Origin of the sequence: Kitasatospora sp. NBC_01560 (genome assembly GCF_045208415.1) — a bacterium.
GTDB lineage: Bacteria > Actinomycetota > Actinomycetes > Streptomycetales > Streptomycetaceae > Kitasatospora.
This window is the reverse complement of sequence record NZ_CP109364.1, coordinates 5508470-5529594: the sequence shown is the minus strand read 5'-3', so window position 1 is coordinate 5529594 and position 21125 is coordinate 5508470. Positions and strand designations below refer to the sequence as shown.

General features: G+C 73.8%; 17 protein-coding genes. 5 read left to right on the top strand and 12 right to left on the bottom strand.

Annotated elements, in window-relative coordinates:
- Positions 1 to 203 precede the first annotated feature (203 nt).
- The 7 genes from OH807_RS24200 to rsmI form a co-directional block, all read right to left on the bottom strand.
- Entirely contained in the window at positions 204 to 1133 is a 930-nt protein-coding gene (locus tag OH807_RS24200; protein WP_406202426.1) for a 4-(cytidine 5'-diphospho)-2-C-methyl-D-erythritol kinase, read from the bottom strand.
- The gene (rsmA, locus tag OH807_RS24195; RefSeq protein ID WP_406202424.1) at positions 1130 to 2014 is read right to left on the bottom strand and encodes a 16S rRNA (adenine(1518)-N(6)/adenine(1519)-N(6))-dimethyltransferase RsmA; all 885 of its coding nucleotides are present in this window, start codon (positions 2012 to 2014) and stop codon (positions 1130 to 1132) included. The genes OH807_RS24200 and rsmA overlap by 4 nt, the downstream gene beginning before the upstream one ends.
- Before the next feature lie 28 nt (positions 2015 to 2042).
- A complete protein-coding gene (locus OH807_RS24190; protein ID WP_406202422.1) occupies positions 2043 to 2642 on the bottom strand; it encodes a Uma2 family endonuclease in 600 nt (199 codons plus the stop codon).
- Between the two features lie 102 nt (positions 2643 to 2744).
- Positions 2745 to 3638 (bottom strand): TatD family hydrolase, encoded by an 894-nt coding sequence (locus OH807_RS24185; protein WP_406202420.1) that lies wholly within the window; start codon positions 3636 to 3638, stop codon positions 2745 to 2747.
- On the bottom strand, positions 3638 to 5260 hold the full coding sequence (metG, locus tag OH807_RS24180) for a methionine--tRNA ligase (protein WP_406202418.1): 1623 nt from the start codon (positions 5258 to 5260) through the stop codon (positions 3638 to 3640). The genes OH807_RS24185 and metG overlap by 1 nt, the downstream gene beginning before the upstream one ends.
- 106 nt (positions 5261 to 5366) lie before the next feature.
- Positions 5367 to 5792 (bottom strand): hypothetical protein, encoded by a 426-nt coding sequence (locus tag OH807_RS24175; RefSeq protein WP_406202416.1) that lies wholly within the window; start codon positions 5790 to 5792, stop codon positions 5367 to 5369.
- Between the two features lie 355 nt (positions 5793 to 6147).
- A complete protein-coding gene (gene rsmI, locus OH807_RS24170; protein ID WP_406202414.1) occupies positions 6148 to 7026 on the bottom strand; it encodes a 16S rRNA (cytidine(1402)-2'-O)-methyltransferase in 879 nt (292 codons plus the stop codon).
- 97 nt (positions 7027 to 7123) lie between these two features.
- On the opposite strand from rsmI, the gene OH807_RS24165 reads away from it, so the two are divergent.
- Complete coding sequence (locus tag OH807_RS24165) at positions 7124 to 9034, top strand: dolichyl-phosphate-mannose--protein mannosyltransferase (protein ID WP_406202412.1); 1911 nt, start codon at positions 7124 to 7126, stop codon at positions 9032 to 9034.
- Between the two features lie 163 nt (positions 9035 to 9197).
- Entirely contained in the window at positions 9198 to 10958 is a 1761-nt protein-coding gene (locus tag OH807_RS24160; RefSeq protein ID WP_406202410.1) for a penicillin-binding transpeptidase domain-containing protein, read from the top strand.
- Between the two features lie 158 nt (positions 10959 to 11116).
- Here OH807_RS24160 and OH807_RS24155 read toward each other — a convergent pair whose 3' ends face one another.
- The 5 genes from OH807_RS24155 to OH807_RS24135 form a co-directional block, all read right to left on the bottom strand.
- Entirely contained in the window at positions 11117 to 12523 is a 1407-nt protein-coding gene (locus OH807_RS24155; RefSeq protein WP_406202408.1) for a glycosyltransferase 87 family protein, read from the bottom strand.
- A 125-nt stretch (positions 12524 to 12648) separates the two neighbouring features.
- Entirely contained in the window at positions 12649 to 14220 is a 1572-nt protein-coding gene (locus OH807_RS24150; RefSeq protein WP_406202406.1) for an amino acid permease, read from the bottom strand.
- Between the two features lie 179 nt (positions 14221 to 14399).
- Complete coding sequence (locus tag OH807_RS24145; protein WP_406202404.1) at positions 14400 to 15902, bottom strand: penicillin-binding transpeptidase domain-containing protein; 1503 nt, start codon at positions 15900 to 15902, stop codon at positions 14400 to 14402.
- Entirely contained in the window at positions 15899 to 17233 is a 1335-nt protein-coding gene (locus OH807_RS24140) for an FtsW/RodA/SpoVE family cell cycle protein (RefSeq protein ID WP_406202402.1), read from the bottom strand. The genes OH807_RS24145 and OH807_RS24140 overlap by 4 nt, the downstream gene beginning before the upstream one ends.
- A gap of 131 nt (positions 17234 to 17364) precedes the next feature.
- Positions 17365 to 17877 carry a DUF1269 domain-containing protein gene (locus tag OH807_RS24135; protein ID WP_406202400.1) on the bottom strand — a complete coding sequence of 171 codons (513 nt, stop codon included), beginning with the start codon at positions 17875 to 17877 and terminating at the stop codon, positions 17365 to 17367.
- A 414-nt stretch (positions 17878 to 18291) separates the two neighbouring features.
- Between OH807_RS24135 and OH807_RS24130 the strand changes: the two genes are divergently transcribed.
- The 3 genes from OH807_RS24130 (at position 18292) to OH807_RS24120 (ending at position 21042) form a co-directional block, all read left to right on the top strand.
- Entirely contained in the window at positions 18292 to 19611 is a 1320-nt protein-coding gene (locus OH807_RS24130) for a VWA domain-containing protein (RefSeq protein ID WP_406202398.1), read from the top strand.
- A gap of 2 nt (positions 19612 to 19613) precedes the next feature.
- A complete protein-coding gene (locus tag OH807_RS24125) occupies positions 19614 to 20510 on the top strand; it encodes a peptidase (RefSeq protein WP_406202396.1) in 897 nt (298 codons plus the stop codon).
- Positions 20511 to 20607: 97 nt separating this feature from the next.
- On the top strand, positions 20608 to 21042 hold the full coding sequence (locus tag OH807_RS24120) for a universal stress protein (protein WP_406202394.1): 435 nt from the start codon (positions 20608 to 20610) through the stop codon (positions 21040 to 21042).
- Positions 21043 to 21125: the final 83 nt, after the last annotated feature.

Genomic DNA, 21125 nt, shown 5'->3' with positions numbered 1-21125 from the left:
GATCCTCTCCAGCCTAGGGGGTGTCCGGCGTTTCCCCTGTCGGTGCCCGGTGGGCGGCCCTCCGGCCCGTCCGGCCCACCTGCCGGAGCCGCCTTCCTGAGCTGCCTGCCGGAGCCACCTTCCTGAGCCGCCGAGCGGATCCCCCGAGGCGAAGCGCCGGGCCCCGTACTCGCCCACCGCTCCCCTCGCCCCGCGCCCCGTGCTCAGCCCGCGAGCACCGCCGCGCCCGCCACCGGCCCGTACGTGGCGTGCGCCGCCCGGCAGGTGCCGGAGGCCCGAAGGGCGTCGGCGACGGCGGCCGCCGCGTCGGCGTCCTTGGAGAGGAAGGCGCACGTCGGACCGGAGCCGGAGACCAGGGCGCCGAGGGCGCCGGCCTCGGTGCCGGCCCGCAGGGTGGCGGCGAGCGCCGGGCGCAGCGAGAGGGCGGCGGGCTGGAGGTCGTTGGCGAGCGCGCCGGCCAGGGCGACGGCGTCGCCGTCGGCGAGGGCGGCGAGGAGGGCCGGGTCGGCGTCGGGGGTGCGGACGTCGGTGTCGGCGGAGCCGGTGCCGGCCTCGTCGCGCAGGCGGTCGCACTCGTGGAAGACGGCGGGGGTGGAGAGTCCGCCGTCGGCGACGGCGAAGACCCAGTGGTAGGTGCCGGTGACGGGCAGGGCGTCCAGGATCTCGCCCCGGCCGCGGCCGAGGGCGACGCCGCCGACGAGGGCGAACGGGACGTCCGAGCCGAGTTCGGCGGCGAGGTCGAGCAGCACGGGCTGCGGCGTGCCGAGGCCCCACAGCGCGTCGCAGGCGACCAGTGCGGCAGCGCCGTCGGCGCTGCCGCCGGCCATACCCCCGGCGACCGGGATGGCCTTGGCGATGTGCAGGTGGACGTCGGGGGCGGCGAGGCCGTGGTGGGCGGCGAGCAGCCGGGCGGCGCGGGCGGCGAGGTTGCTGTCGTCCAGGGGGACGACGGCGGCGTCGGGGCCGGTGCAGCTGAGGGTGACGCCCTGGCCGGGCGTGCCGGGGGTCGCGGTCACCTCGTCGCCGAGGGCGACGGCGAAGAAGACGTTGGCGAGGTCGTGGAAGCCGTCGGCGCGCAGGCCGCCGACCCCCAGCTGGACGTTGACCTTGGCGGGGACCCGTACGGTGATCACTCGGACTCCGTGGTCGCGGGCTTGTGCTCGGCGATGGCGGCGAACTGCTCGACGGTGAGCATCTCGCCGCGGAGCTTGTGGTCGATGCCGGCGGCGGCGAGTGCCTGCTCGGCGGCGGCCGGGGAGCCGGCCCAGCCGGCCAGGGCGGCGCGCAGGGTCTTGCGGCGCTGGGCGAAGGCGGCGTCGACGACGGCGAACACCTCGGTGCGGCTGGCGGTGGTCTTCGGCGGTTCGCGGCGGATCAGCGAGACGAGGCCGGAGTCGACGTTGGGTGCGGGCCAGAAGACGCTGCGCCCGATGGCGCCGGACCGCTTGACGTCGGCGTACCAGTTGGCCTTGACGGACGGGACGCCGTACACCTTGTTGCCGGGCTTGGCGGCGAGCCGGTCGGCGACCTCGCTCTGGACCATCACCAGAGTGCGTTCGATGCTGGGGAAGGTGGCGAGCATGTGCAGCAGGACGGGCACGGCCACGTTGTAGGGGAGGTTGGCGACGAGTGCGGTGGGCGCGGGCCCGGGCAGCTCGGTGACCTCCATGGCGTCGCTGAGGACCAGGTCGAAGGCGTCCGCCTTCCCCGGCATCCGGGCGGCGACGGTGTCCGGCAGGTGCTGTGCGAGGACCGGGTCGATCTCCACGGCGGTGACGTGCCGGGCGACCTCCAGCAGGGCCAGGGTCAGCGAGCCGAGCCCGGGGCCGACCTCGACCACGGAGTCCTCGGCCGTCACCCCGCCCGCCCGGACGATCCGCCGTACGGTGTTGCCGTCGATGACGAAGTTCTGTCCCCGCTGCTTGGTCGGCTTGACGCCGAACGCGGCCGCCAGCTCACGGATGTCGGCGGCGCCCAGCAGGTGGCTGTCAGAGGTGGGGTCGGTGGTGCTCACGCGCCAAGGATACGGGCGCGCCGGGCCGTCAGAGTTCGACGACCTGCTGGAGGTCGATCTCCACGGGGTAGGGCGCGGTGGTGCGCAGGACGCCCTCGTGCTGGGCGACGGGCAGGTAGACGCCCTTCTCCTCGTCCCGGTGGAACTCGTGGACGATCGGGAGGTTGTCCAGGCCGCGTTCGACGCGCCAGTAGTACGGGATGCCGGCCTCGGCGTACTGCCCGGGTTTGCGGAACCGGTCCGCCGCCCGGGAGCCGGGGGAAACAACCTCGACCGCCAGCACCACGGATTCGGGCGAGGTGCATTCCAGCTCGAAGAAGTCCAGGCCGGTCTTGTCGATGACGACGACGTCGGGCTTGGTCACGTTGTGGTCGTCGAGCAGCACACAGCGCTCGACGTTGACCACGTACGGCTGCACCCGCGCACTCGCCAGCGCGAGAAGCAATTGATCCCGCACCTGGTCGTGCCACCACTTGGCCATCCCTCGGACCACGACGGCTCCGTCCACCAGTTCCCAATCGAACGGCAGGTCCATGTCCTTGACCTGCTCGTACGTCCAGCCCTGGGACGGCGGAAGCTTCCAGTCGATCGGCTCGGCGGTCATCGCCACCTCCCTCACCGCACTCATGCTAACCAGCATTGCAGTCCGGTGAGAGTGCCGAATCGTTCCGCCGGAATCCGACGTTTGTTCGGCCAACTCGGTGTCGGCCGCCTCGGTCGCGGCCGGGGCTCAGTACCCGAAGGCCCGCGCCGTGTTGGCCGCGATCGCCGTCGCGAGCTCGTCCTCGTGCAGCCCCAGGGTGGCGGCCATCGACCGTACGGTGACCGGGATCAGGTAGGGCGCGTTGGGGCGGCCGCGGTAGGGGTGCGGGGTGAGGAAGGGCGCGTCGGTCTCGACCAGGACGCGGTCGAGCGGGGTGGCGGCGAGGGCGTCGCGCAGCGGCTGGTTGGCCCTGAAGGTGACGGGGCCGGCGAAGGAGAGGTACCAGCCGTGCTCGGCGCAGGTCCTGGCCATCGCGGCGTCGCCGGAGTAGCAGTGGAAGACGGTCCGCTCGGGTGCGCCTTCGGCCAGCAGGACGGCGATGACGTCCTCGTGGGCGTCCCGGTCGTGGATGACCAGGGCCTTGCCGTGCCGCTTGGCGATCTCGATGTGGCGGCGGAACGACTCCTTCTGGATCTCGACGCCCTCGGGGCCGGTGCGGAAGTAGTCGAGGCCGGTCTCGCCGACGGCGCGGACCTGCGGGAGGGCGGCGAGCGCGTCGATCTCGGCGAGTGCGGCGTCGAGGGCGGCGGCGCCGCCGGCCGGGCGCTGCTGCCCGGACCAGCCGTCGGGGTCGCCGAGGTGGATCCGCGGCGCCTCGTTGGGGTGGAGGGCGACGGCCGCGTGCACCTGCTCGAACTGGGCCGCCAGGTCGGCGGCCCAGCGCGAGCCGGGCACGTCGCAGCCCACCTGGACGACGGTGGTGACGCCGACCGACGCCGCCCGGGCGAGGCCCTCGGCGGGGGTGCCGGACTGCATGTCCAGGTGGGTGTGCGAGTCGGCCACCGCCACCGCCAGCGGGGCGGGCAGGGGCGGCGGCGTCGACCGGTCGCCCTGGGAGTCGGCCGCGGTCTTCTTCGGCATCAGGAGGCCGGCTTCTCTTCCAGGCGGGGGAACAGGATGTCGCCCTTGGTGACGGTGGCGCCGGCGGGCAGCCGGCCCCAGTCGGCGACGGTGGCGATGGTCTGCGCGGACAGCGCGCCGAGGCCGGCGGCGTCGGCGCCGAGCGAGTCCCAGAGCTTCTCGGCGGTGGCGGGCATCACCGGGTTGAGCAGGACGGCGGTGGCGCGCAGGGCCTCGGCGGCGGTGTAGAGGATGGTCGCGAGGCGGGCCCGGCCCTCCTCGGAGTCGTCCTTGGCGACCTTCCACGGCTGCTGCTCGGTGAGGTAGCCGTTGACCTGCTTGACGAACTCGAAGATCGCCGCGAGGCCGCCGGCGAAGTCCAGCTCCTCGCCGATCTTGCGGTCGGCCGTGGCGACGGCCCTGGTCAGCCCGTCGGCGACGGCCTGCTCGGCGTCGCCGTGCGCGGCGGAGGCCGGCAGGGTGCCGTCGAAGTACTTGCCGACCATGGCCGCCACCCGGGAGGCGAGGTTGCCGAAGTCGTTGGCCAGCTCGGAGGTGTACCGGGCGGTGAAGTCCTCCCAGGAGAACGAGCCGTCGGTGCCGAACGGGATGGCCCGCAGGAAGTAGTAGCGGTAGGCGTCCACGCCGAAGTGCGAGGTGAGGTCGGTCGGGGAGATGCCGGTCAGGTTGGACTTGGACATCTTCTCGCCGCCGACCATCAGCCAGCCGTTGGCGACGACGCGCTTGGGCAGCGGCAGGCCCGCGGCCATCAGCATGGCCGGCCAGATCACCGCGTGGAACCGCAGGATGTCCTTGCCGACCAGGTGCACGGAGGCGGGCCAGAGCTCGGCGAAGCGCTCGGGGTCGCTGCCGTAGCCGGCGGCGGTGATGTAGTTCTGCAGGGCGTCCACCCACACGTACAGGACGTGCTTCTCGTCCCAGGGCAGCGGAACGCCCCAGTCGAAGGTGGAGCGGGAGATCGAGAGGTCCTTGAGGTCCTGCTCGACGAAGCGCAGCACCTCGTTGCGGGCCGAGGCGGGCTGGATGAAGTCCGGGTTGGCGGCGTAGAACTCCAGCAGCCGCGGGGCGTACGCGGAGAGGCGGAAGAAGTAGTTCTCCTCCTCCAGCCACTCGACGGGCCGCTTGTGCACGGCGCAGAGCTTCTCGTCCTCGGTGGCGCCGTCGAGCAGGTCGCCGGGGAGCTTGTACTCCTCGCAGCCGACGCAGTAGGGGCCGGAGTAGCCGCCCTTGTAGATCTCGCCCTTGTCGTACAGGTCCTGGACGAACTCCTGCACCCGGTCGGTGTGCCGCTGCTGGGTGGTGCGGATGAAGTCGTCGTTGGCGATGTCGAGGTGCTGCCAGAGCGGCTTCCACTCCTCCTCGACCAGCTTGTCGCACCACTCCTGCGGGCTGACGCCGTTGGCCTCGGCGGTCCGCAGGATCTTCTGGCCGTGCTCGTCGGTGCCGGTCAGGTACCAGACCTTCTCGCCGCGCTGGCGGTGCCAGCGGGTCAGCACGTCCCCCGCCACGGTGGTGTACGCGTGGCCCAGGTGCGGGCGATCGTTCACGTAGTAGATCGGGGTGGAAACGTAGTACGCCGGGGTCGTGCCCCCGGTGGTGCTGTGCTCTGCAGTGGCCGCCATGGTCGGAAAGCTTAATCGCGTGCGGGGGCCGCCCTCGACCGAGTTCTCGGCGGGGCGGCCCGGGCTGCGGCGGCTCCCCGGCCGCCGGTGGGGGTGGGGGTGGGGGTCAGCCGGTCAGCCGCGCCCAGAGCCGGGCCAGCCGGCCGCGCGGGCGGACGGGGCGGGGCTCCGGCGGGGCTCCGGCGGGCTCGGCGTACGCCGAGTAGCCGGGGGCGTGCTGCCACAGCTGGTCGGTGACGGCCACCCGGCCCTCGCGCATGATCCGGACGGTGTGGCCCCCGCAACCGGGGCAGGTCGGCTTGAGCAGCGGCGACGGCACCCGGACACCGTTGGCGTGGTACTCGAACACGACGTGCCCGTCCCGGGCGACGTGGTGCTCGATGTCGTACGCCTGCTCCCAGCCGTACCCGCAGCTCAGGCACGCGAAGGAGTAGGCCTCCCGGACGGTCTCCACGGGAGTGTGCGGCCGGCCGGTCAGGCCGGGGTCGCTCAGCGCGTTGCCACCGCGGGGGCTACCGATCGTCTCGCTCATAGCCGTCTCCCAGCGCCCGCCGGACGCTCGCCCGGCTGGGTCTTTCCCCTCCAGGAAATGCCCGGACCACCCCGGTCGATGCCCGTCTTGTGAAGTCTTGGACGCGGGTTGGGAATCCCTATACGAAAGGGTGGTTCCTGTCCGAAAATCCCGGCCGAAGCTTCAGCTCAACGGGTGTTTACCAGGGCCTTCCCTCCAAGGTACGCGCCCCTGCCGGGGGTGGCACCCCCGGATTCCGGGGCCCCCGCAGGCCCGGATTCCAGGGCTCCCGCCCGCCCTGATTCCGGGGCCCGGTGCCGGTGGATTCCGCGGCTGCGGCGCCCCCCGGATTCCGCGGCCCCGGCCCCCCTCGTCCTCACGGTTTGGCGGGGGCCTGCGCGCGCTCCGCGTTCTTGGCCGCGACCACGGCGTCGAACACCTCCCGCTTGGGCAGCCCGACGGCCTCGGCGACGGCTGCGATGGCCTCCTTGCGCCGCTCGCCGGCCTCCTCCCGGACGGCCACCAGGCGGGCCAGCTCGGCCGGGGTCAGCTCCTTCGGGGCGGCCGGCGGGGCGCCGGCGACGACCACGGTGATCTCGCCCCGGACGCCCTCGGCGGCCCAGGCGGCCAGTTCGCCGAGCGGGCCCCGCTTGACCTCCTCGTAGGTCTTGGTCAGTTCGCGGCAGACGGCGGCGGGCCGGTCGTCGCCGAAGGCTCCGGCCATCGCGGTCAGGGCCTCGGCGATCCGGTGCGGCGCCTCGAAGAAGACCATGGTGCGCGGCTCGGTGGCGACGGAGGCGAGCTGGCGGGCCCGGTCGCCGGTCTTGCGCGGCAGGAAGCCCTCGAAGGTGAAGCGGTCCACCGGCAGGCCGGACAGCGCCAGTGCGGTCAGCACGGCGGACGGCCCGGGCACCGCGGTGACCTTGATGTCGGCGGCGACGGCGGCGGCCACCAGGCGGTAGCCGGGGTCGGAGACCGAGGGCATCCCGGCGTCGGTGACCAGCAGCACCCGGGCGCCGCCGAGCAGGGCCTCGACCAGTTCGGGGGTGCGGCCGACCTCGTTCCCCTCGAAGTAGGAGAGGACCCGGCCGACCGGGGTGACCCCGAGCGCCTGGGTGAGCCGGCGCAGTCGCCGGGTGTCCTCGGCCGCGATCACGTCCGCGGTGGCCAGCTCGGTGAGCAGCCGGGGCGGGGCGTCCGCGACGTCGCCGATGGGGGTGCCTGCAAGTACCAGTACGCCTGTCACGGGCCCCATCCTTCCAGCAACGGCGGCCCGGGTGCTTTTGGTGACGATTCGGGCAGCTTCGGAGGGAGCCGTTCCCCCTGTGGAAACCGCCCCTACGATGTGGCGGATGAACGGCGACACGGCGGCGCAGACGCCCACTGGTACAGACCACACCGCAGAGGGTGGCGTCGGCGTGCCGGTCCTGACGGACCAGCCGTCCTCCGCCGTCCCGGGCCCCCGTGCGCCCGGCCTCGCCCCCGGCTCCGACCTCCTCTCCGGCTCCGCGGCCGGGTCGGAGGCGGACGGCGGGCCCGACGACGGGCCCGACGACGCCGGGCCCGCTCCGGGCCCGGAGCGGCCGGCCTGGCTGCGCGGCCTGGCCCGGTTCGGTCACGCGCCGGCCCCGCAGGCCCCGCTCGCCGAGCGGCTGGTCCCGCCGATGCCGGACGGCCCGGGCGTGACGCCGGACCGGGTGGCGCCCTCCGCGCTGCTGCTGCGGCTCGGGGTGGCGTTGCCGGCGCCGCTGTGGTCCTGGCTCTGCCGCTGGGCGGGCTGGCTGGGCCCGGTCGCCGTGGCGGTGTTCGCCGGGGTGCTGCGGTTCACCGGCCTCGGGCAGCCGCACGCGATCATCTTCGACGAGACGTACTACGCCAAGGACGCCTACGCGCTCTGGCACGGCGGCTACGAGATCAGCTGGCCGGACGGCGCCAACGAGAAGATCATCTCGGGCGGGCCGGTGCCCTACCGGCCGGATCCGAGTTACGTGGTCCATCCGCCGGTGGGCAAGTGGATCATCGGCGCGGGTGAGCAGCTGTTCGGCATGAACCCCTTCGGCTGGCGGTTCGCGGTCGCGCTGCTGGGCACGCTCTCCGTCCTGATGGTGGCCCGGATCGGCCGCCGGCTGTTCCGCTCGACGCTGCTGGGCACCGTGGCCGGCCTGCTGCTCGCCGTGGACGGCCTGCACTTCGTCCTCAGCCGCTCGGCGCTGCTGGACCTCGTGGTGATGTTCTGGATCCTCGCCGCCTTCGGCTTCCTTCTGCTGGACCGCGACCGCACCCGGGCCCGGATCGCCGAGCGGCTCGGCGGCCTGGCGGACTCCGCGGCGGCGCAGCGGCTGAACCTCGGCTGGCGGCCGTACCGGATCGCGGCGGGCGTCTGCGTCGGCCTGACCTGCGCGACCAAGTGGAGCGGCCTGTACGTGGCCGCCGCCTTCGGCGTGCTGACGGTGCTCTGGGACGCGGGTGCGCGCCGGCTGGCGGGGGCGGGGCGGCCGTACCTGTGGACGCTGGTGCGCGACGTGGTGCCGGCCTTCGTGTCGGTCGTCGTGGTCTCCGTGGTGGTCTACGTGACCTCGTGGTGGGGCTGGTTCGCGAGCAGCACGGTGCCCGGCAAGGGCGGCTGGGGCCGGGACTGGGCGGTCGGGAGGTCCACCGACTACCCGTGGATACCCGAGGGCCTGCGGGCCCTGTGGCACTACCACTCGACGGTCTACGACTTCCACACCCACCTGAGCGACCCGCACACGTACCAGTCGAACCCGTGGAGCTGGCTGGTGCTGGGCCGGCCGGTCTCGTTCTTCTACGAGTCCCCCAAGCAGGGCCAGGCCGGCTGCACCGCGAGCGAGTGCGCCCGCGAGGTGCTGGGCATCGGCACCCCGCTGCTCTGGTGGGCGGGCGTGGTGGCGCTGGTGTACTGCCTCTGGCGCTGGGCCGCCCGGCGCGACTGGCGGGCGGGCGCGGTGCTCTGCGGCCTGGCCGCCGGCTACCTGCCCTGGTTCGCCTACCAGCAGCGCACCATCTTCCTGTTCTACGCGGTGGCCTTCGTCCCGTTCCTGGTGCTCGCCGTCACCATGCTGGTGGGCGCGCTGATCGGCCCGCCGGGCGTCTCCCGGGACCGCCGGATCATCGGTTCGACGGCGGCCGGCCTGCTGGTGCTGCTGATCGTGTGGAACTTCCTCTTCTTCTACCCCCTGTACACGGGCGAGACGATCCCGATGGACGACTGGCGCAGGCGGATGTGGTTCACCAGCTGGATCTGAGCGCGGGAACGGTGCGGACGTGGTACGCGACACGTACCAGATCCGTCACAAGACCCGGGCATTTCGTCGGCGTACGGAGCCGAGCTGCCTAGGCTGGGCTCCGAACGCGCATCCGGCCACCTCCGGCTGCGGCCCGCCGCCAGACCCTTGGGGGAGCAGCACCATGCGCAGAGGCGCGAAGATCGGCATCATCACCGGCGTGTCCCTGGCCGTGCTGGCGGGAGGCGGCTACGGGGCCTACAGCCTCGTCGGCGGCTCCGACTCGGACGGCGCGGCGGGCAAGAAGGCCCGCACGGTGGTCGCCGAGCCGCCCAGCGCCGAACAGGCGGCGGCCGGCGCCAAGGACTTCCTGACGGCCTGGGCCGCGGGCGACCTCGCGAAGGCGGCCGCGCTGACCGACGACCCGGCGGCCGCCACCACGGCGCTCACCGCGTTCAAGGACCAGGTGAAGCCGAGCGGCCTGACCCTGACGCCGTCCGGCCCGGCCACCCCGGCCGCCTTCGCCTCGGCGACCGGCACCCCCTCCCCCGCCGCCAAGCCGACCGGCGCGGCGTCCACCGCGGCGACGCCCTCGGCGGCCGCCACCGACTCCCCCTCGGCGTCCGCCCCGGCGGGACCGACCGGTGTGCTGATGGGCTACAAGGCCCGGGCCGAGTTCGAGGGCACCAGCCGGGTCTGGGACTACAACGGCTTCCTCGGCGTCGTGAAGATGAGCGACGACACGCCGGCCGTGCACTGGGCGCCGACGGTGATCCACCCGCACCTGGCCGCGGGCGAGGTGATCTCCACCCAGCCGGTCTTCGCCCCGCCGGGCAACGTCGTCGACCGCAACGGCAAGGCCCTCCAGGGCGCCTCGCTCACCCCGTCGCTGCTGGCCACGCTGCAGGACAACGCGCGCAAGCTGCAGCCGGCCCAGGACCAGAGCGACGCGGGCAGCGGCGTGGTCATCACCGCCGCGGACGGCAAGAGCGCCACCGACAGGCTGTTCACCATCGTCGAGCCCAAGCCCGCCAAGCCGTTCAAGGTGACCATCGACAACACGCTGCAGGCCGCCGCCGAGAAGGCGATGACCGACCTCGGCGGCAAGCAGGGCTCGATCGTTGCCATCGAGCCGAGCACCGGCCAGGTGCTGGCCTTCGCCAACGCGCCCGCGAACGGCCAGAACCGGGCCTTCGTCGGCCTGCTGGCCCCCGGCTCGACGATGAAGATCGTCACCGCGACCGCGCTGCTGGAGGCCGGCGTCAACCCCGACACGGTCGTCCCGTGCCCGGTGAAGAGCAGCAACCCGAAGGCGATCCCGAACTCGTTCCCGGACGCCTACCCGAACAACACGCTCCAGCAGGACTTCATGATCTCCTGCAACACCGCCTTCATCGACCAGGGGCTGGCCAGCCTGAAGCCGGGCTCCCTGACCAGCACCGCCAAGGACGTCTTCGGCGTCGGCCTGGAGTGGAAGACCGGCCTGCCGAACACCGACGGCCGGGTGCCGGACCCGGGCACCAACAAGGACGAGCAGGCCATGCAGTCGATCGGCCAGGGCAAGATCCAGATGAACCCGCTGGCCATCGCCTCGATCGCGGCGACCGTGCAGAGCGGCGAGTTCAAGCAGCCGATCCTGGTCGCCGACCTGCCGCAGCAGAAGGCCGCCCGCGCCCTCTCCCCGGACACCCTGGGCAAGCTGAAGGCGATGATGGCGGCCACCGCCAAGGACGGCACCGCCAAGGCCGTGATGGCCGGGATCTCGGACAACGCGGGTGCCAAGACCGGCTCGGCGGAGGCCACCGGCGTCGAGACCACCAACAGCTGGTTCACCGCCTACCGGGGCAACCTGGCGCTCGCCGCCGAGGTCCAGGGCGGCGGCCACGGTGCCGACGCGGCCGGTCCCGCCGTCGCCTCGGTGATCAAGGCGGCCGGCAACCGCTGACCCCCGGGACGACCACCCGCACCTCCCGAACGGACACTGCCCCGGAAGTGCCCGGCTCCGGCCGGTCACTCCCGGGGCAGTGCGCTGCCGGGGCAGCGCGGGTCCGCGGCAGTACGGGTCCGCGGCAGTACGGGTCCGCGCAGTACCGGTCCGGGCTGCTACCGGGGCAGCGCGGGCTCGGGCAGGCTCAGCAGGCAGCCGGCCGGGACGGGCGGCTTCGCGCTCCACCGGCGGGCGGCCAGCCGGGGCCAGATCACCAGCACCGCCGGCAGCGCCAGGTAGCCGAAGCGCCCGGCGGGCGCCAGCATGAACGCGATCGCCAGACCCGCCGCCAGCAGGTCGGCGGCGGCGATCGCGGAGACCGGCGGCCGGGCCAGCAGCCAGATCGCCACCCCCAGCCCGCCCACCGTCATCAGCGCCAGCGACACCGTGTGCCCGGTCGGCCCGAAGCCCGCCAGCACCTTGCCGGGCAGCGGGCTGCCGGCCGGGGTCTGGATCGCGGTCAGCCCGAGCGGGAACCGCACCACCTGTTCGCGCAGCGCGTCGGCCCGGGCCACCGCGGAGGGCACGATCACCGCCAGTCCGGCGCCGAGCGCCGTCAGCCCGGCCCGGGCCGCCGGGCGCCGCCCGTACAGCCGCCAGAGCAGCAGCACCGCGACGGGGAGCGCCGGCCAGGCCGTCCACTTCAGCGTGCAGGCCAGGGCGAGCACCAGTCCGGCGCCGATGGTGCGGTCCCGCTCGGCCAGCGCCATGGCGAGACAGCAGACGCCGATCAGCGGCAGGTCCACCCCGCCGACCACCAGCGCCAGCGCTATCAGCGGCGAGGCGGTGAGCACGGCCAGCGGCAGCAGCGGGGCGCGGTCCCGGGTCGGCCGCAGCAGCCGCCAGCTGGCCAGCAGGCAGGCCAGGAAGGTCAGCGCGAACCAGATCCGGGCGTCCCCGGCGACCTGCGCGACGGCGTTGCCGTGCCCGACGAGGGCGCGCGGCATCCCGAACAGCGTCATGGCCGGCAGGTACGGGTTGTAGTCGGTGACCACCACCGGGTGCGGCAGGTACGGGCTGCCGGTGGTCAGCAGCAGGTGCGCGGAGCGCTCGACCACCATCACCTCGGACTGGTGGCGGCCCTGCAGGGCCAGCAGCGCCAGCGGCACCAGGACGGCGCCCAGCAGGGCCGCCCCGGCCGCGGCGCGGGCCGCGAAGCGGCGCGGCAGGACGAGGCAGAGCAGGCCCGCCAGGGCGTACGAGGGGGCCGCGACGGCGCCCCAGAGCCGCTGGTTGGGCAGGTCGGAGACGACGGGGAAGGCGGCCGCCCAGCCGGCGGCGATCAGGCAGCCGAGCAGCTGGACGCGGCGCAGCCCGGCGAGCCGGGCCGGATTCAGCCGATCGGGCGGCGGCCGGAGCGGGCCGTTGCCACGCTGGCGGGGGAACGGACGGGGGGAGAGGCCGCGGCGCAGGCGTCCGCGGGGGGTGGGCGGTCCGGCCGCTGCGGGCGGGACGGGCGTGCCGTCACGGCCGGTGAAGCGGCCGCGCGGGCGGGAAGTGCCGGGCGTGCGGGTGCTCACCATGGTGGAAGGTTAGGGGTGGGGGCCGCGCCCTGTCGCCCTGTCGGCGGCGGGAGTGTCCCCGGGTACGGGTGGGGCCGCCGGGGTGTGCTCACCCCGGCGGCCCCACGTGCGGATGCGCCGATCGGTCAGCCGCGCTGGGTGCCGGCCGGGCTGTCGGCCTCGGCCGGCTGCCCCGCGCGCTCCAGCTTGGAGTGCTTGATGCTGTAGCCGAAGTAGACGACCAGGGCGACGGCGAGGGCGATCCCGCCGGCGCGGAAGGTGTCGGCGTGCAGGCCGGTGATCAGGTAGATGCAGAAGCCGACGCTGACCAGCGGGACGACCGGGTAGCCGGGCACCTTGAAGCCGCGCGGCAGGTCGGGCTGGGTGCGGCGCAGGATGATCACGCCGATCGAGACCACCGAGAAGGCGATCAGGGTGCCCAGGCTGGTGATGTCGGCCAGCACGTTCAGCGGGATGAAGGCGGCCAGCGCGCCGACCCCGATGCCGACCACGATGGTGTTCCAGACCGGGGTGCCGGTGCGCGGCGAGAGCTGGGCGAAGCGCTTGGGCAGCATGCCGTCACGGCCCATCGAGTACAGGATGCGGGTCTGGCCGTAGATCACCACGAGGGTGACGGAGAAGATCGAGACGATCGCGCCGACCGCGAAGAGCATCGCGGGCCAGCTCTGGCCGGTGATGTCCTGGAGGATCTGGGCGAGGCCGGCCTCCTGGCCGCCGAACTTCTGCCACGGCTGGGCGCCGATGGCGGCCAGCGCCACCAGGATGTAGAGCACGGTGACCACGACCAGCGAGATGATGATCGCCATCGGGAGGGTGCGGCGCGGGTTCTTGACCTCCTCGCCGGCGGTGGAGACGGCGTCCAGGCCGATGAACGAGAAGAAGATACTGGACGCCGCGACCTGCACGCCGCCGATGCCGAGCGGCATGAACGGGGTCAGGTTGCCGGAGTGGAAGCCGGTCAGGGCGACGCCGATGAAGAGCACCAGGATGAGGATCTTGATGCCGACCATGGTCGCGTTGACCTTGGCCGACTCGCTCACACCGCGGATCAGCAGGAAGCAGACCATCGCGACCAGGATCAGCGCCGGCAGGTTGAACCAGTGCGTGGCGTCCGGCGCGCCGGAGAGCGCCTCGGGGATCTTCCTCCCGAAGGCCAGGTCGAGGAACTTGTTCAGGTACTCGGCCCAGCTGACGGCGATGGCGGAGGCGGAGACGCCGTACTCCATCAGCAGGCAGATGCCGACCGCGAACGCGACGCCCTCGCCGAGGGTGGCGTAGGCGTAGGAGTACGAGGAGCCGGAGACCGGGATCGCGGAGGCCATCTCGGCGTAGCAGAGCGCGGTGAGGCCGGCGGTGACGGCGGCGATCACGAACGACAGGATCACGGCCGGGCCGGCCGCCGGCACCGCGGTGGTGAGCACGAAGAAGATGCCGGTGCCGATGGTGGCGCCGATGCCGATCGAGGAGAGCTGCCAGAGGCCGATCGAGCGGCGCAGGTGGATGCCGGAACGTCCGCCCTCCTCGGGCGCACCGGCGGGGAGGGTGTCGGTGCCCTCGCTCTCGGCGATCAGGGTCGAGACGGGCTTGCGCCGCAACAGGCGCGAGCCGAGGGTGTCGCTGGCCAAAACGATGGTCCTTCTGGGCGGGGGGAGGGTGTGTCCAGGCGGCCGGTCACTCGAAGCGCCGTGGGGTGACATCGGGGACCAACCGAACAAACATGGGACAGTACCCCGCGAATGCACCAGTGTCGCAAACGAACAGTCGCGCCCCGCGCATTGTACGAATCGTCGCATTGGCGTGTACAAACCGGACACTTCGCAGACGGCGGATCTTGAACCGAGCGGCTAAGCCCCAGCTCAGGGCCGGTCCGGGCGGATCAGCCCGCCAGGACGGCCTGCATCACCGACCGGGCGACCGGCGCCGCCAGCCCGCCACCGGTGACGTCCGTGGCGTCACTGTCGGCGATCACCACCGCGACCGCGACCGGCGGCACCCCGTCCGATCCGTCCGGTTTCGCCCAGGAGATGAACCAGGCGTACGGCGTCCCGGTGTTGTCCACCCCGTGCTGGGCGGTGCCGGTCTTGCCGCCGACCACCGCGCCGCCGATCCGGGCGTTGCGCCCGGTGCCGTTCTCCACCACGTCGGTCATCAGCCGCTGCACCTGCCCGGCCACCGCCGGGGTCACCGCCTGCCGGTAGGTGACCGGCCGCATCAGCTGCACGGTCGTCCCGTCGCTCTTCGTCAGCCTGTCCACGAGCTGCGGGCGCATCACGGTGCCGTTGTTGGCGACCCCGGCCGCGACCATCGCCATCACCAGCGGGGTGGCCGCGGTGTCGAACTGCCCGATCGAGGAGAGCGCCAGCTGCGCCTTGTCCATGGTGGTGTCGAAGTTCGACCGGGCCGGCCGCACCGGGGTGTCCAGCTTCGGGTCGTTGAAGCCGAAGCCCTCCGCCGTCGCGACCATCCGGTCCAGCCCCACCTGCACCCCGAGGTGGCCCAGCACGCTGTTGCAGCTGAGGACCATCGCGGTGTCCAGCGACTGCCCCGGCTCGTTGCAGGCCTCGGTGTCGTTGACCAGCGGCGTGGTGGTGCCGGGCAGCACGTACGGGTAGGGCGCCGTGGTCGGCGCGTCGATGTCGGTGACGACGCCGTTCTGCAGCGCGGCCGCCGCGGTGACCACCTTGAAGGCCGAGCCCGGCGGGTAGGTCTGGCGCAGCGCCCGGTTGAGCATCGGCTGGTCGGGGTCGGCCTGCAGCCGGTTCCAGGCGGCCTGGTCGGCGGCGGAGGAGCCGGCGAAGCTCCCCGGGTCGTACGAGGGGGTACTGGCCAGCGCGAGGATCCGCCCGGTGGCCGGCTCGATCGCGGCGACGGCCCCCTGCCGGCCGCCCAGGCCGCGCATCGCGGCCTGCTGGGCGGCCCGGTCGATGGTGGTGCGGACGTCGCCGCCGGGGTTCTGGCGGCGCGCGACGGCGTCCCACACCGCCCAGCTCGCGAGCCGGCTGTCGGTGCCGGAGAGCAGGTCGTCCTCGATGCCCTCCAGCTGGGAGTTCCCGTACGCCTGCGAGGCGTAGCCGGTGACGGCGGCGTACAGCGGCCCGTCGGTGTAGGTGCGCTTGTAGTCGTAGCGGCCGCCGGTGGGCTCGGAGCCGGTGACGCTGTCGGCACCGGCCAGGATGTTGCCGCGCGGCTGCGAGTACCGCTCGACGGTGAGCCGCTGGTTGGCCCGGTTGTGGTTCAGTTCGTCGGCCCGGAACACCTGCACCCGGGTCGCCTGGACGCAGAGCGCCGCGATCAGCAGCAGGCAGAAGGTGCCGGCCCGGCGGCCGGTGACGGAGATCCCGGGCAGGCCCTGCGGCCCGTTGCCCCGGCCGACGGTCATCGGGCCTCCCCGGGGGCGGGGCGGCGGGCGAGGTCGCTCATCCGCACCAGCAGCGCGACGATGATCCAGTTGGTCACCACCGAGGAGCCGCCCTGCGCGACGAACGGCAGGGTCATCCCGGTCAGCGGGATGAGGTCCAGCACGCCGCCGGCCACCACGAAGACCTGGAGCCCGACGATCGCCGCCAGCCCGATCGCCAGCAGCCGCCCGAACGGGTCGCGCAGCGCGATGCCGGTCCGGAAGCCCCGGGAGACCAGCAGCGCGTACAGCAGGAGGACGGCGATCAGTCCGGTCAGGCCGAGCTCCTCGCCGATGGTGGCGAGGATGAAGTCGGACTTGGCGGCGAAGCCGATCAGGACGGAGTGCCCGTTGCCGAGCCCGGCGCCCAGCTCCCCGCCCCAGGCGAAGGCGAACAGCGACTGGGCGATCTGGTTGGCGCCCCGGCCGGCCGCGATCGAGCCGAGCGGGTCCAGCCAGTCGGCGACCCGGCTGTGCACGTGCGGCGAGAGCAGGCCGACCACGGCCGCCGCGGCCGCCGCCAGGAACAGCCCGATCGCGATCCAGCCGGAGCGCGCGGTGGCCACGTAGAGCATCACCACGAAGAGGCCGAAGAAGAGCAGCGAGGTGCCGAGGTCGGTCTCCAGGACGAGGACGCCGACGAAGGCCGCCCAGATCAGCAGCACCGGCCCGAGCACCCGCCCGCGCGGCAGTTGGAACCACAGCACCCGCCGGCCGGTCAGCGCCAGCGCGTCGCGGTGCACCGCCAGGTAGGCGGCGAAGAAGACCGCGAGCAGGATCTTGGCGAACTCCCCCGGCTGGAAGGAGAGCGGCCCGACGGTGATCCAGATCCGCGAGCCGTACACCGGCGGGAAGAAGATCGGCAGGACCAGCAGCACCAGCGCCACCAGCGCGCCGATGTAGGCGTAGCGCTGGAGCCGCTTGTGGTCGCGCAGCAGCAGCACCACGGCGGCGAACAGCCCCACTCCGAGGGCGGACCAGAGCAGTTGGGCGAGCGCCGCACCGCCGCCCGGCCCCGCCCGGTCCAGGCGGTAGATGACGACCAGGCCGATCCCGTTGAGCAGGATGCCGATCGGCAGCAGCAGCGGGTCGGCGTACGGGGCCTTCCAGCGGACCACGGCGTGCGCCAGCAGGGCGAGCACGCCGAGCGCGGCACCGTACTCGGCGGCGTCGGGGGGCACCGTGCCGTCGAGGTTGAGGCCCACCTCGGCGTAGCCGAGGACGGCGGTCAGCACGGCCGCCAGCACCAGCGCGAGTTCGGTGTTGCGCCGGGTGCGCACCGTCCGGCGGGGCCGGCCGGCGGTTCTCGTCACGGCGGAGGGTGTCGCCACGGGCCGTCCAGGGTGTCCTGCTGCTGCGGCGGCGCCGCGGGGGTGGCGATCGGGGCGGACGGGCGTCTCGGCCCGTCCGCCCCGACGTGAGCGGCTGGTCAGGTGGGAGCGGTTCAGACCGCGGCCGGGGCGGCGTGCGCCCGGGCAGCCTCGACGGTGGCCTTCAGCTCGGCCTCCGCCTCGGCGGAGAGCGAGGTCTGGATGATCCGGCCGCCGAAGCCGGCCAGTGCGGGGACGACCTTGTCCGCGGTGGCCCTGCGGACCAGCAGGAACACCGCGGCACTGCCCGGCCGGAGGTGCTCGCCGACCTCGCGCATGAAGGTGTCGTCCACCCCGATGTCGGTGGAGGCGCCGACGGCCGCGCCCGCGGCGCCACCGACCGCCGCGCCGAGGAACGGCATGAAGAACAGCAGACCGATCACCCCGCCCCAGAGCGCCCCCGAGGCGGCGCCCGCTCCCGTGGTGCTGACCTGCTGGTGCAGCTTGATCCTGCCGTCCTCGCGGCGCTCGACGACGACCGCGTCCTCCAGGTCGATCAGCTTCTGCTTCTGCAGTCCGACCGCTTCGCCCCGCACCGCCTGGGCGGTGGCCAGGTCCGGGTAGGCGATCGCGAAGAGGTTGCTCACGTGCTGGTCCTTCCAGTCGGCGGACGTACCGTCCGGGGCGGGCCGCCGGTGCTGCGGCGCCCGCACCCCGTTCGTCACCCTAACGGGCGTTATCCCTGTGTATCGGCTTTTCCCACCGGTGTGTCCCGTATTGCCCGGACCCCGGACCTCGTACCCCGGACCCCGGGCCGTACCGAGCCGCCGGGACCGGCCCGCCCGGTGGCGCGCCCGACGGCCGCCCGCCCGGTGGCAAGCCACCTCCCCCGCCGCCCGCCCGGGCACCTTCCCGCACCCTCCCGGGCACCGGACCGGCGCAACGCGCCGCGCCCGGCAGCCGATCGCCCACCGGCGCCCGGGAGTTCGCGCCGGAGCCCGGCCACCCGCGCAGCGGACCGCGTTGGCCACGGCGAACTGATGATCCCTAGGATCTGGCGGGTGATTACCGGACGACGACCGAAGGCCAGGCTCGGCAGCCTGCTGGCCGCCCTGGCGATAACGGGCGGTGCGCTGCTCAGCGGCCTGCCCGCCCATGCCGACGAACCATCAGCCGGCTCCGCCGGCGGCAAGGAGGCCCCCCGGGTCGACCTCGTCCTGGATGTCAGCGGCTCCATGCGGGCCGCCGACATCCAGGGCAAGAGCCGCATCGCGGTGGCCCAGCAGTCCCTGAACGAGGTGATCGACGCCCTGCCCCCGGAGACCGAGTTCGGCATCCGCACGCTGGGCGCCAACTACCCCGGCGACGACAAGGCGCAGGGCTGTCAGGACACCAAGCAGCTCTTCCCCGTCGGGAAGACCAACAAGACCGAGGCCAAGACCGCCGTGGCGACCCTGCGCCCGACCGGCTGGACCCCGATCGGCCTCGCCCTGCGCGGCGCCGCCCAGGACCTCGGCAAGGGCGAGACCACCCGCCGGGTGGTGCTGATCACCGACGGCGAGGACTCCTGCGCCCCGCCGGACCCGTGCGACGTGGCCCGTGAGCTCGCCGCCCAGGGCATCCACCTGGTGGTCGACACCCTGGGCCTGGCGCACGACGACAAGACCCGCCAGCAGCTGCTCTGCATCGCCAACGCGACCGGCGGCACCTACACCGACGTCCGCACCCAGGAGCAGCTCACCGACAAGGTGAAGCAGCTGGTCGACCGCTCCAACGACACCTACACCGTGACGCCGGTCAAGACCGCGGGCACCGACAAGTGCGAGAGCGCGCCCGTGCTGACCCCCGGCGTCTACAGCGACCGGGAGAAGTTCGCCGAGCACCGCGTCTACCGCGTCCCGGTCAAGGCCGGGCAGGAGCTGCGCGCCTCGGTCAGCGTCGCGCTCGACCGGGCCGTGGCCCGCGACTACGGCGTGCTGCTCCAGGCCACCAGTACCACCGGCCAGGAGCTGGTCCGCGGCACCGACGCCGGCAGCGGCCGGACCGACGTGATCTCCACCGGTCTGCGCTGGTCCACCGACGACTCCAAGGGCTACGCCTCCGCGAAGCCGTCCGCGTCCCCGAGCAGCAAGCCGGAGACGACGGTCTGCCTGGTCGTCAGCAACTCGCTGGCCGCCCAGGCCGGCGTCCAGGCCGAGCCCGGCCTGCCGCTGGAGCTGACCGTCGACCTCACCGCCGCCTCGCCCGCCCCGGACGGCCCGGCGATGGGCCTCGGCCGCGGCTGGATCCTGCTGCTGGTGCTCACCCTGGCCGGACTGCTGGCCGGCCTGCTCTTCGGCTGGATCGCACGCTGGCGGATCGCTGTCTGGCGGGAGAACTGATCATGCGCACCACTGCCCGCACCACCGTCCGCGGCGCGCTCGCCGCGCTCGCCCTGCTCCCCGCTCTCGCGGTCGCGGCCCCCGCCGCCTCCGCCGCCTCCGCCGCCTCGCCGTCCCCGACGGCCTCCGCGAGCGGGACGCCCGCCCCGGCCACCAAGGCCGGGACGTCCTTCCTGACCGCCATCAACCTGGCCTCCGGCCAGGACGCCAAGGTCTCCGCCTCCACCGGCGACTACCTCTACTGGGCGTTCGGCGCCTCCGAGGGCCAGACCCCGACGGTCGGCCTGACCGTCGACCTGGCCCCGGCCGCCGACCGGCACGACGCGCAGACCTGGAGCGTCGAGGTGTTCGACGGGCTGCGCCGCCGCCAGTCCTGCACCGCCGGCACCCAGAACGCGACCGCCGCCCCGGCCACCGCCTCGGTCGCCCTGAGCTGCACCCTGCGCGAGATCCGCTCGTGGGCCGAGCCGTGGTCCGGCGACCCGCTGCCCGGCACCTACTACGTCCGGCTCTCGGTCTCCGACGTCCCGCAGCCCGACCTCGGCCTCGCCGCCGCCGTCCAGCTGCACGTCGCCGCCAAGGGCGACGCGGACAACGCCCAGCCCGAGGGCGGCGAGCTCAAGGCCCCGCTCGTCCCGCCGGCCGGCGGCGGCGCCGCGACCGCCAAGGCCGCCGCGCCCGAGGAGCCCGAGGACCACTGGTACACCGGCTGGTTCTCCGGCTGGAACAGCCGCTGGTTCTGGACGGTGGGCGGCGGCGTGCTGGCCGCCCTGGCCGGCGTCGCCGGCTACACCCTCACCCGTCACCCGCGCGGCCGCCGGCCGGCCCGCTACGGCTCCGTGCCGCCCCAGGCCGGCGCCCCGCAGCCCGGCCCGTACGCGGGCTCGGGCCAGCCCTGACGGGCCCCGCCCCACCACCGGGGGCCGGTCGGAGCACCCGCTCCGGCCGGCCCCCGGCCGTCTCGCCGGGCCCGCCGGCGGCACCTACCCTCGAACCATGGCCCCGCAGCCGGACGGCAGGATCGTGGTCGGCGTGGACGGCTCCCCGCTCTCCCACGCCGCCGTCCGCTGGGCCGCCCGGATGGCCGCCCTCACCGGCAGCCCGCTGGAGGCCGTCACCGTCTGGGAGTTCCCCGGGCTGCACGGCGAGCACGGCCTCGTCCCGCCCGCGCTGGACGGCTTCGGGCCGGAGCGCCGCGCCACCCGCATCCTCGACGAGGCGCTGGCCGCCGCCCTCCCGCCCGCGACCGCCGTCCGCCGCCACCTGAAGGCCGGCCCGCCGGGCCCCGCCCTGGTCTCCGCCGCCGCGGGCGCCACCGTCCTCGTGCTCGGCAGCCGCGGCCGGTCCGCCCCCGCCGGCGCCCTGCTCGGCACCACCGCCCAGTACTGCGTCCACCACGCCCCCTGCACGGTGGTCGTGGTGAAGCGGTGATCATCGCCACAGCGCGCGAACCGATCCCCCGGAGGCCCCGCCTGACCCAGCGTCCGACGCGCTCCGCCGCAACGGCCCGCACA